At 67.1% G+C, this 10,450-nt stretch carries 11 protein-coding genes; 6 read left to right on the top strand and 5 right to left on the bottom strand.

Annotation, left to right across the window (positions count from 1 at the left end; all coding sequences use genetic code 11):
- Positions 1-146: 146 nt before the first annotated feature.
- The gene (gene fabI, locus PMI14_RS32995) at positions 147-938 is read right to left on the bottom strand and encodes an enoyl-ACP reductase FabI (RefSeq protein WP_007862144.1); all 792 of its coding nucleotides are present in this window, start codon (positions 936-938) and stop codon (positions 147-149) included.
- A 150-nt stretch (positions 939-1,088) separates the two neighbouring features.
- Here fabI and PMI14_RS32990 point away from each other — a divergent pair, with 150 nt between their 5' ends.
- Genes PMI14_RS32990 through PMI14_RS32975 form a run of 4 tightly spaced genes read left to right on the top strand, consistent with a single transcriptional unit; the run spans position 1,089 to position 6,727 of the window.
- Positions 1,089-2,906 carry an extracellular solute-binding protein gene (locus PMI14_RS32990; protein ID WP_007862142.1) on the top strand — a complete coding sequence of 606 codons (1,818 nt, stop codon included), beginning with the start codon at positions 1,089-1,091 and terminating at the stop codon, positions 2,904-2,906.
- Between the two features lie 44 nt (positions 2,907-2,950).
- Complete coding sequence (locus tag PMI14_RS32985; protein ID WP_007862140.1) at positions 2,951-3,982, top strand: microcin C ABC transporter permease YejB; 1,032 nt, start codon at positions 2,951-2,953, stop codon at positions 3,980-3,982.
- 4 nt (positions 3,983-3,986) lie between these two features.
- Positions 3,987-5,090 (top strand): ABC transporter permease, encoded by a 1,104-nt coding sequence (locus PMI14_RS32980; RefSeq protein ID WP_007862136.1) that lies wholly within the window; start codon positions 3,987-3,989, stop codon positions 5,088-5,090.
- Positions 5,087-6,727: an ABC transporter ATP-binding protein gene (locus tag PMI14_RS32975; RefSeq protein ID WP_035206505.1), complete on the top strand. Its 1,641-nt coding sequence runs from the start codon at positions 5,087-5,089 to the stop codon at positions 6,725-6,727. Before PMI14_RS32980 ends, PMI14_RS32975 begins: the two co-directional genes overlap by 4 nt.
- 66 nt (positions 6,728-6,793) lie before the next feature.
- On the opposite strand, the gene PMI14_RS32970 is transcribed toward PMI14_RS32975, so the two are convergent.
- Together PMI14_RS32970 and PMI14_RS32965 are read right to left on the bottom strand one after the other, a co-directional pair.
- Positions 6,794-7,150, bottom strand: coding sequence for a FlxA-like family protein (locus tag PMI14_RS32970; protein WP_007862133.1), 357 nt, complete (start codon positions 7,148-7,150; stop codon positions 6,794-6,796).
- Positions 7,151-7,203: 53 nt separating this feature from the next.
- The gene (locus PMI14_RS32965) at positions 7,204-7,860 is read right to left on the bottom strand and encodes a lipocalin family protein (RefSeq protein ID WP_007862130.1); all 657 of its coding nucleotides are present in this window, start codon (positions 7,858-7,860) and stop codon (positions 7,204-7,206) included.
- 391 nt (positions 7,861-8,251) lie between these two features.
- Between PMI14_RS32965 and PMI14_RS32960 the strand changes: the two genes are divergently transcribed.
- The gene (locus PMI14_RS32960; RefSeq protein WP_007862128.1) at positions 8,252-8,869 is read left to right on the top strand and encodes a DUF1003 domain-containing protein; all 618 of its coding nucleotides are present in this window, start codon (positions 8,252-8,254) and stop codon (positions 8,867-8,869) included.
- A 2-nt stretch (positions 8,870-8,871) separates the two neighbouring features.
- Positions 8,872-9,462, top strand: a complete 591-nt coding sequence (locus PMI14_RS32955) for a hypothetical protein (RefSeq protein ID WP_007862126.1) — start codon at positions 8,872-8,874, stop codon at positions 9,460-9,462.
- On the opposite strand, the gene PMI14_RS33920 is transcribed toward PMI14_RS32955, so the two are convergent.
- Both PMI14_RS33920 and PMI14_RS32945 read right to left on the bottom strand, forming a co-directional pair.
- The gene (locus tag PMI14_RS33920) at positions 9,463-10,257 is read right to left on the bottom strand and encodes a GNAT family N-acetyltransferase (protein WP_007862121.1); all 795 of its coding nucleotides are present in this window, start codon (positions 10,255-10,257) and stop codon (positions 9,463-9,465) included.
- A partial coding sequence (locus PMI14_RS32945) for a helix-turn-helix domain-containing protein (RefSeq protein WP_007862119.1) occupies positions 10,245-10,450 on the bottom strand: 206 nt, incomplete at its 5' end. The genes PMI14_RS33920 and PMI14_RS32945, both read right to left, overlap by 13 nt.

The following is a 10,450-nucleotide window of genomic DNA, read 5'->3' as shown; positions in this document are numbered from 1 at the left end:
GGTCGCCTTTTCTTGGCCCACGTTCTTTTGGCGAAGCAAAAGAAGGTAGGTGCGCCGCCGGGCGCACACCCCGGCCTCCGCCCTTCAACCTAGAACAGAAGCACCCACAGCCACAGAGCCGCGAAGCTTCAAGACAACCAAGAAAATCAGCCCACGGTATCCCGGCTAACCCCAGCCGTCTGGCTGAACCCACCATCCACATACGTGATCTCGGCCGTCATCCCGCTGGCCAGGTCCGATAGCAAGAACGCCGCCACATTGCCCACGTCCTCGATGGTCACATTGCGGCGCAATGGAGAAGAGTCCGCCACCATCGACAGCAGCTTGCCGAAATCCTTGATCCCGCTCGCAGCCAGCGTCTTGATCGGCCCGGCGCTGATGCCGTTCACGCGCATGCCCTTGGGGCCCAGCGCTTCGGCCAGGTAGCGCACGCTGGCTTCCAGGCTGGCCTTGGCCAGGCCCATGGTGTTGTAGTTGGGGATGGTGCGCAGCGCGCCCAGGTAGCTCAGCGTGATCAGCGACGACTTCTCGTTGAGGTAGGGCAGGGCCGACTTGGCCATGGCCGGGAAGCTGTAGGCGCTGATGTCGTGCGCGATGCGGAACGACTCGCGCGACAGGCCTTCCAGAAAATCGCCGGCGATGGCCTCGCGCGGGGCGAAGCCGATGCTGTGCACGAAGCCGTCGAACTTCGGCCACACCTGGGCCAGGTCAGCGAACATGCGGTCGATCTGCTCGTCGCTGCCCACGTCGCAGTCAAAGATCAGCTTGGAGTCGAACTCGGCCGCGAAGTCGGTGATGCGGTCCTTGAAGCGGTCGCCCACGTAGCTGAAGGCAAGTTCTGCGCCTTGGGCGTGGCAGGCCCGGGCGATGCCGTAGGCGATGGAGCGGTTGGACAGCACGCCGGTGATGAGCAGTTTCTTGCCGGTCAGAAAACCCATGGTTCGTTCTCCTGTGGAATTTTGGGGTAATGCAATCAATCAATGAGTGAATGAATGCGTAAGAAGGGGCGATGAAGGGCCGGGTAACCACCGCGTATGGATATGCGCCATTCGCTGCAGAGCCGGCCGAACGTAGTGCAGAATTGTCGCATGCGGTCTTGGCTCACTTTTTTGCTGATGGGTTGTTGCGCAGTGCCTGCTGCCTGGGCGGCGCATGGCTATGCACTCTGGGGCGACCTCAAGTACCCGGCAGACTTTGCCCACTTCGACTACGTGAACCCCGATGCACCAAAGGGGGGCGAGCTGCGCATGGTGAGCAACCTGCGCTACTCCACCTTCGACAAGTACAACCCCTTCACCATGAAGGGCTCGCCACCGGCCTACCTCTCGGATCTGCTGTTCGAGAGCCTGCTCACCGGCTCTATGGACGAGACGGCTTCGGGCTACGGCCTGCTGGCAGAGGACGTGGACGTGGCGCCCGACCGGTTGAGCGCCACCTTCCGCCTGCGGGCCGAAGCACGCTTTCACGATGGCAGCCCCGTGGAGGCCGCAGACGTCAAGTACAGCTACGAGACGCTGATCAGCCCCCAGGCCTCGCCCGGCTATGCCACCCTGCTGCAGGAAGTGGCGGGCGTGGACGTGATCGACAAGCGCACGGTGCGCTTTCGCTTCAAGCTGCCCAACCGCGAACTGCCGCTCACGGTGGGCAGCCTGTCCATCTTCAGCCGTGCCTGGGGCCGGCAGGCCGACGGCAAGGCCAAGCCCTTCGACCAGATCGTGACCGATACGCCTATCGGCAGCGGCCCCTACCGCATCGGCCCGGTGGCGTTCGGGCGCGACATCACCTACACCCGCGATCCCAACTACTGGGGCCGCAACCTGAACGTGAACAAGGGTGCGTTCAACTTCGACAACATCACCGTCAAGATCTACAAGGACAACACCGCCCGGCTGGAGGCCGTGAAGGCCGGCGAGTTCGACTTCATGACCGTGTACTCGGCGGGCGACTGGGCGCGCCGCATCAATGGCAAGCTGTTCAAGCAGGGGGTGCTGGTCAAGAAGGACATGAAGCACCGCCTGCCCGCGGGCTTCCAGAGCTATGTGCTCAACACCCGCCGGCCCATGCTCAAGGACCCGCGCGTGCGCGAGGCACTGGGCCTGGCCATCGACTACGAGTGGATGAACCGGCAGATGTTCTACGGCGGCTACCCGCGCGTGACCGACCTGTTCGGCAACACCGACTGCCAGGCCACCGGTACGCCCAGCCCCGAGGAGCTCAAGCTGCTGGAGCCCTGGCGTGGCAAGCTGCCCGATGCCGTGTTCGGCCCCATGTACCAGCCGCCGGTGACCGAGGGCGAAGGCCATTCGCTGCGCGAGAACCTGCGCCGTGCCCGCCAGCTGCTGGCCGACGCCGGTTGGACCTACCGCGACGGCGCCCTGCGCAACGCCAAGGGCGATGCCATGGTGATCGAGTTCCTGGACAGCAAGGAGGGCGGGGCCCGCACCGTGACCCCCTGGATCCGCAACCTGGAAAAGCTGGGCATCACCCTGCGCTTCGCCACGGTGGACTTTGCCCTGTACCAGCAACGCATGGACAAGTTCGATTTCGACATGATCAGCCTGGCGTTCCAGGGCACCTACAACCCGGGCCAGGAGATGCAGGAGTACTTCGGCAGCAAGCGTGCCGATGTCGAGGGGGCCGCCAACTACACCGGGGTGAAGAGTGCGGCCATCGACGCCATCGTCACCAAGCTGACCCGCGCCGACACCAAGGCCGAACTGCTGCCCGCCTGCCGTGCGCTGGACCGCGTGATCATGCACAGCCACTACCTGATTCCGCAATGGACGCTGTCCTCGCACCGCGTGGTCTACAACCAGCAGCGCCTGGCCTACAAGGAGCCCATGCCGCCCTACGCCAAGGCCGAGGAGTGGCTGATGTTCTCCTGGTGGAGCATCAAGAAGCCATGATGACGATGGCCCAACCCTGAACCGCCGGAGCCCAGCCCTACGCCATGCTTGCCTACATCGCCAAACGCCTGCTGCTCATGCTGCCCACCTTGCTGGGTGTGTTGCTTCTGACCTTTGCGGTGATCCAGTTCGTGCCCGGCGGCCCGGTGGAGCAGTACATGGCCGAGGCCCGTGCCGCGGCCGGCAAGGGGCAGGGTGCGGAAGGCGGCATGTCCTACCGTGGCGACCAGGGGGTGGACCCCAAGCGCGTGGAGCAGATCAAGGCGCTCTACGGCTTCGACAAGCCGGCGCACGAGCGCTTTTTCATCATGCTGGGCCAGTTCGCGCGCTTCGATCTGGGCAAGAGCTTCTTCCAGAACAAGAATGTGTGGGAGCTCGTGAAGGAAAAACTCCCTGTCTCCATCAGCCTGGGGCTGTGGACCTTCTTCATCAGCTACCTGGTGGCCGTTCCGTTGGGCGTGGCCAAGGCGGTGCGTGCGGGCTCTCGCTTCGACCTGGTCACCACGCTGTTGATCCTGGTGGGCTATGCGATTCCGGGCTTCGTGCTCGGCGTGGCGCTGCTTGTGATCTTTGGCGGCCAGCTGCAATGGTTCCCGCTGCGCGGGCTGGTGTCGTCCAACTGGGACCAGATGACCTGGGGGGCGCGCATCGTGGACTACCTGTGGCACATCACGCTGCCTGTGACGGCCATGGTGGCGGGCAGCTTTGCGGTGACGGCCATGCTCACCAAGAACGCCTTCCTCGAAGAGATCCGCAAGCAGTACGTGCTGACGGCCCGGGCCAAGGGTCTGTCGGAGCGGCAGGTGCTGTGGAAGCATGTGTTCCGCAATGCGCTGATCCCCATCATCACGGGCTTTCCAGCGGCCTTCATCGGTGCCTTCTTCGCCGGCTCGCTGCTCATCGAAACCCTCTTCTCGCTCGATGGCCTGGGCCTGCTCGGCTACGAGAGCGTGATCCGCCGCGACTACCCCGTGGTGCTGGGCACTCTGTACCTGTTCACCCTGATTGGCATGGTCACCAAGCTCATCAGCGACCTCTGCTATGTGTGGGTAGATCCCCGCGTGAAGTTTGACTGACCGCATGAACGCGCCCTCCGCAAGCCCCACCACCGCTACCGGTACGCCGGCCACAGCAACGCCAACGGCCCCCACGGCCCCTGTTTCCCTTTCTCCCTCGCGCCGGGCCTGGCTGCGCTTCAAGCGCAACCGCCTGGGCTTGTGGAGCCTGGTCATCTTTTGCGTGCTGGTGCTCATCAGCCTGGCCGCCGAGGTGGTTAGCAACGACCGGCCCCTGATCGTGCGCTACGAGGGCCAGACCTACTTCCCCATGCTCCAGACCTACCCCGAAAAAACCTTCGGCGGTGATTTCGAGACCCCCACGGACTATCTGGACCCCTTCATCCAGCAGCGGCTGAGCGCGGGCGACAACTGGGCCCTCTACACCCTCAACACCTACGGGCCCACCACCCTCAACTATTTCGCCAAGGAGCCCAATCCCTCGGCGCCCACGCGCGACAACTGGCTGGGCACCGATGACCGGGGCCGGGACATGCTGGCCCAGCTGATCTATGGTTTCCGCGTGAGCGTGCTGTTCGGCCTGGCGCTGACCTTCATCGGCACGGTGCTGGGCATCCTCACCGGGGCGATCCAGGGCTTCTTCGGTGGCAAGACCGATCTGGCCTTCCAGCGCTTCATCGAGATCTGGGAGTCCATGCCCGAACTGTACCTGCTCATCATCTTCAGCGCGCTGTTCGCGCCCAGCATCTCGCTGCTGCTCATCCTGCTCTCCCTGTTCGGCTGGATGGGGCTGTCGGACTATGTGCGGGCCGAGTTCCTGCGCAACCGCCAACTCGACTACGTGAAAGCGGCGCGGGCCCTGGGTGTCAGCAATGCCCAGATCATCTGGCGCCACATCCTGCCCAATAGCCTGACCCCGGTGGTCACCTTCCTGCCGTTCCGCATGAGCGCCGCCATCCTCTCGCTCACGGCCCTCGACTTCCTGGGCCTGGGCGTGCCGCCGGGCACCCCCAGCCTGGGCGAGCTGCTGAGCCAGGGCAAGAACAACATCGACGCCTGGTGGATCTCGCTGAGCACCTTCGCCGTGCTGGTGGTCACCCTGCTGCTGCTGACCTTCATGGGCGACGCCTTGCGCGACGCCCTCGATCCGCGAAAGGCCGACAAGTGAGCACCGCATCCAGTCCAGGTACGGCACCGTCAGGCCCTTTGCTCGACGTGCGGGATCTCCATGTGCACTTCGGCAGGAAGGAGGTGGTGAGCGGCGCCAGCTTCACCATCGCCCCCGGCGAAAAGCTCGCCCTGGTGGGCGAATCGGGCTCCGGCAAGACCGTCACCGCGCTCAGCCTGCTGCGCCTGGCCGGCGACGCCCGCATCAGCGGCCAGGCCCTGCTGCGTGGCCGCGACCTGCTGGCCCTGAGCGAGCGTGAAATGCGCGGCGTGCGTGGCGGCGAGATCGCCATGATCTTCCAGGAGCCCATGACGGCGCTGAACCCGCTGATGACCATCGGCCAGCAGATCGCCGAAATCCTGCAGCTCAAAAAGGGCCTCACGGGCGCGCAGTGCGCCCAGGCGGCCATCGAGCTGCTGGCCAAGACCGGCATCCCCGAGCCCGCGCGCCGGGCCAACGCGTTTCCGCACCAGCTCTCGGGCGGGCAGCGCCAGCGCGCCATGATCGCCATGGCCCTGGCCAGCGAGCCGCAGCTGCTGCTGGCCGACGAGCCCACGACCGCACTCGACGTGACCCTGCGCGGCCAGATCCTGGACCTGCTCAGTGACCTGCAGCGCCAGACCGGCATGGCCGTGCTGCTCATCACGCACGACCTGAACCTGGTGCGCCGCTTTGCCGACCGCGTGGCCGTGATGGAGCAAGGCGTGCTGGTGGAGCAGGGCGCCGTGGCCGAAGTGTTTGGCGCACCCCAGCATGCCTACACCCGCAAGCTGATGCAAAGCCAGCCCCAGCGCGACGTGACCGAGGCCGCGCCAGCGCCGGGCACGCCGCCCGTGCTGCAGGCCAGCGACCTGCGCGTGGTCTACCCCACACCGCTGCCCGGCCTGCGCGGCTGGTTCAAGAAGGGCGAATTCGTGGCCGTGCAGGGCGCCAGCCTGGCGCTGCCGCCGGGCCGCACGCTCGGCGTGGTGGGGGAGTCGGGCTCGGGCAAGTCCACCCTGGCCCAGGCCATCCTGGGGCTGCTGCCCTTTGGCGGGTCGCTGCAGGTGGCGGGGCAGGGCTGGCAGGCGCCGGCCATGCGCAATTCACCGGCCAACCAGCAACTGCGCCGCAAGGTGCAGGTGGTTTTCCAGGATCCGTTCTCTTCGCTGTCCCCACGCCTCACGGTGGAGGAGATCGTGGGCGAGGGCATGCGCGTGCACGAGCCCACGCTCAGCGTGGCCGAGCGGCGCACGCGCGTGGAGGCCGCGCTGGCCGAGGTCGGCCTGACCGAGGCGCAGTTCCCCGGCCTGCTGGCGCGCTACCCGCATGAATTCTCGGGCGGCCAGCGCCAGCGCCTGGCCATTGCGCGCGCCCTCATCGTGCAGCCCGAGCTGCTGGTGCTCGACGAGCCCACCAGCGCCCTGGACGTCACCATCCAGCAGCAAGTGCTCAAGCTGCTGCAGCGCCTGCAGAAGGAAAAGGGCCTGAGCTACCTGCTCATCACCCACGACGTGCAGGTGATCCGTGCCATGGCGCACGAGGTGCTGGTGATGAAGGACGGCAACGTGCTCGAAAGCGGCCCCGTGGGCCAGGTGCTCGACGCGCCGCAGCACCCCTATACGCAGCGCCTCGTGGAGTCTGCCGGGCTGGACTGAGTTACACCTCTGGTCGGGCGCCGTGCCTTGGGGGTTCGAGCCGGCGGCTGGGGCGCCAGGACCCTGTCAGGCGTAGGTATCGAGCTGGCTGCCCAGGCTGGTGGAGGCCTGGCCTTCGGTTTTGGCGCGCTGCTCGCGTGCGGCCTGCGCCGCCGCCTCGGCTTTCTGGGCCTGTGCGGCCTGCTGCTCCTGCTGGCGTGCACGCTGGATGGCGGCGATCTGCGCCTGCACCATCTGGATCTGGGTCTGCAGCAGCTTGACCTTCTCCTTCTTGGCCTTGGCGTCCAGGTCGGACGTGGCCACGTTCTTGAGCTCCTCGGACAGCGACTGCAGCTGCTTTTGCAACTTGGCGATCTCGCTGCCACCGCCCCCGCTGCTGGAAGAAGACACCTTGCCGGCCGATGAAGAGGAGGAGACTTGCATGCCCTCTTATCGGCAGGTGGGGGGTACAACTTGAGTGTGGCGCAGGGGCTTTTTCAGCCCTTGGGCTGTGCCGCAGGCACCGCACCCTCCTGCGCCACCCACAGCACCTTGTCCACCTCCACGCCGAGCGCCTTCGCCTGGGCCAGCAGCTGCTCGCGCACGCCGGGTGGCAGGGTCTTGGTGCGCGACAGGATCCAGAAATAGCCGCGGTTGGAGCCCACCACCATGGACCACTGGTAGTTGGGGTCCAGCGCCACCACGTTGTAGCCGCCGTAGAAGGGGCCGAAGAACGAGACCTTGAGCGCACCCTGGTCGGGTTCGCCAGTGAAGCGGGCCTTGCCCTCGGCCTGTTTCCAGCGGTCGCGGCCGGGGTCGAACCCGCGGTTGATCACCTTGATGGTTCCATCCGGGTTGGGGATGTAGTTTGCCGTGGTCTGCTGCAGGCCGCGCTCGAACGAATGGTCCAGCCGGGCCACCTCGTACCACTGGCCCGCGTAGCGCTGCGCGTCGAAGCCCGCCACCGGCTCAATGCCGGCGGGCGGATGCGTGGAGCAGGCCGTGAAGAACAGCACCGCGCCCAGCGCCAACACGCCAATGGTGTTGGGCAGGATGCGGCGGCCCACCGAAGGCGCGGCACCGGTGGCCGCGTGCTCTGGGGTGGGCACTGGCTTGTCTCGCGTGTCTCGCAGTTCAACAAGGGTGTCAGGCATGGTGGTGTCCCTGAGAATGGTTCGTCGCAGTCCCTGGCATGGGCCGGCCTTCGGGGCGGGCGCTGCCTGTCTTGCGGCGGTGTGGTCAATGTAGTGAGCGCGCTGGTGCGCGCGTGTAGGCGCGCGCTGGCATCGCCTGTCGGCGGCATGGGGGCCGCCGTGCCGCGCATCACACCATGGGTCGGGGCCACGTGGGGCGGGTGGGCCCTCCATCCGCCCGCCTTGTTGCCACAAAAGTCACGGATCGGCAGGAAGAGTGGGGGCCCTGCGCGGCCCTGGTGCCCGCTGGCACGGAACTTGAACGCGCCCAGCGGGTAGAGTGGCAAGCATGCAGGTGCCGCCCGGCGCACCTGCCCGGCCCTGTTGCCACCGCTTGCATGAGGTTCTTCGCATGACCACGCCATCCACCACCACCACGGCGGCCCCTGGGGCCGACCACTTGCGCTTTCACCGCCAGCACGAGCACCTGTCGCCGCCCTTCGGCAACGATGGCTTTGCGCGCCGGGCCGAGGCCTTTGCCCGCATGTTCGGCTCGCCCCGGTTCCTGCTCTTGCAGACCTGCTTCGTGGCGGTATGGATCGGCCTGAACCTGTCGGGCGTGGTGAAGTTCGACGTGTACCCCTTCATCCTGCTGAACCTGGCGTTCAGCCTGCAGGCCGCCTATGCGGCCCCGCTGATCCTGCTGGCCCAGACCCGCCAGGCCGAGCGCGACCGCATGCATGCCGACGCCGATGCCCGGCACCGCGAGGCCTTGGCCCTGGCCACGCAGGAGCGCCAGGCCCTGGCCGCGCAGAACAGCGCGCAACTGCTCGACCTGCTGGAGCAGAACACCCGCCTGACCGAGATGACCCGCAAGCTCAGCGAGCGCATCGAGGCCCTGACGGTGGAAATGCACCACCGCATGCACTACGTGCCCGCCGTGGCACGCACCCAGCAGCAGGCCGACCAGCCGGGCCCGCAGCAGTCCGGCGGCACCGGTGCGGACGCCAACCCTCGCCAGGGGGGGTGAGCATGTTCGCCACCCATCCCCTGCCACCGGCCGGTAAGGCGACCACCGTGCCACCCTTCGACGCGGCCACCGCCCTGCAGGCATTGCATGGCCATGCCGTGCCAGGCGAGCCCCTCCTGCTGCTGCACCTGGGCACCGAGCACACGCGCATTGCCGTGGTGGGCGAGGGCGCCGCACCCGGCCCGGTGTTCACCCTGGCCCTGGGCACGCACAGGACCGCCCGTGCATTCTTCCGCCGCGATGTGCCGACCCCGCTGGAACTGGAGAACGCCATCGCCAGCGTGGAGGACGAGGTCTACCTGGCCCACCGGCAGTACGCTGTGCAGGGCCATGCCCCGGACCTGGCCTGGTGGTCCACCGACCCGCAGCTGGTGGCCCTGGCCGAACTGGCGGGCGTGCCGCGCGGCCCGGCCATGCGGCTTACGCTGGAGGCCATGGAGCGCCTGTTCCAGCGCCTGGCCGCCGTCTCCGAGGGCCGGCCCGCCGTGAGCGAGGGGCTGCCCGAGAGTGTGGAGTTCGCCACCACCTTGCTGCTGCTGCGCGAGCTGATGCACCACATGCCGTTCGGGCAGCTGCACCTGGTGGCGCAGTAGTCAACCGTCTAGCCCTCGGGCATAGACCGCGAATTCGTGGACCGGCCCGAAACCGAGGGCCTGGGCCAGTTCGTACGATGCCCGGTTGTCCCGAAAGCAGTCCCACCCAGGTTCCAGCCCGCGCCGCAGGCACCCATCGATGAACGCCGTGGCCGTCGCCCTGGCCAGGCCCTGCCGCCGGTGGCCCTCGAAGGTGCAGATGTCGGCGTCGTGCCGCAGCCCTTTCACGAACACCGAGTAGCACAGGCTGGCCACCTGTTCTTCATGGAGCACGCAGTATCCGACGCCGTCGCGTTCGAACTGCGCATCGCTGGCCCACATGCCTGCTGCAAAGGGGTACTGGCCGCCATCGGCCAGGCGCCGCAGCAGCGCGGCATCCAGGGGCACCAGGCAGTGGCCTGGCGGCAAGGGCGGCTCGGTGCGCTGTGCCGCAAAACGGCGGTGGTCGAACGAGAAGGCCACGCGCTGCATTTTTTTCACGCGGGGCGCCTGGCGCTGGTCGAGCACCGGTTCCCAGCCGGCATGGCCCGGGTACAGGATGAAGAAGTCCTGCCGGGCAGGTGCTTGCAGCCAGTCGAGGCAGGCTGCAGCCCACTGCGCGTCGGGCCCATCGCCCGCCAGCACGCAAAAACCATTGTCGTAGACAAAGGCGGCGTGCACGTCCCTGGCTTGGGGGACAAAGATGCGGCCCTGGGTATGGCCTGACAGCACGGCGCCCATGATCTCGGCGCCCGCGTGGAGGCCATCGAGCAGCGCGGTCAGCGCGGGGAAATTCTTCGCATTCAGTTCGTGCATTGCACCGATTGTGCCGGCGGCGCCGCGGTGGTCGCTCCCTGCGCCCGCCACTCCCGCGGCGCCTGCCCGAAGCGCTCCTTGAAGGCCCGGCTGAAGTGCGCCGCGTCGTTGAAGCCCCAGCCGAACGCGATCTCCGCCACCGAGGCCTTGGCGCGGCGTGCGTCCAGCAGCTCGCGGCTGGCGCCGTCGAGCC

It is taken from the genome of Acidovorax sp. CF316, from assembly GCF_000276605.1.
Lineage (GTDB): Bacteria > Pseudomonadota > Gammaproteobacteria > Burkholderiales > Burkholderiaceae_C > Acidovorax.
Note: the sequence above shows the minus strand (reverse complement) of the source record. Positions and strands in the feature narration are given on the sequence as shown.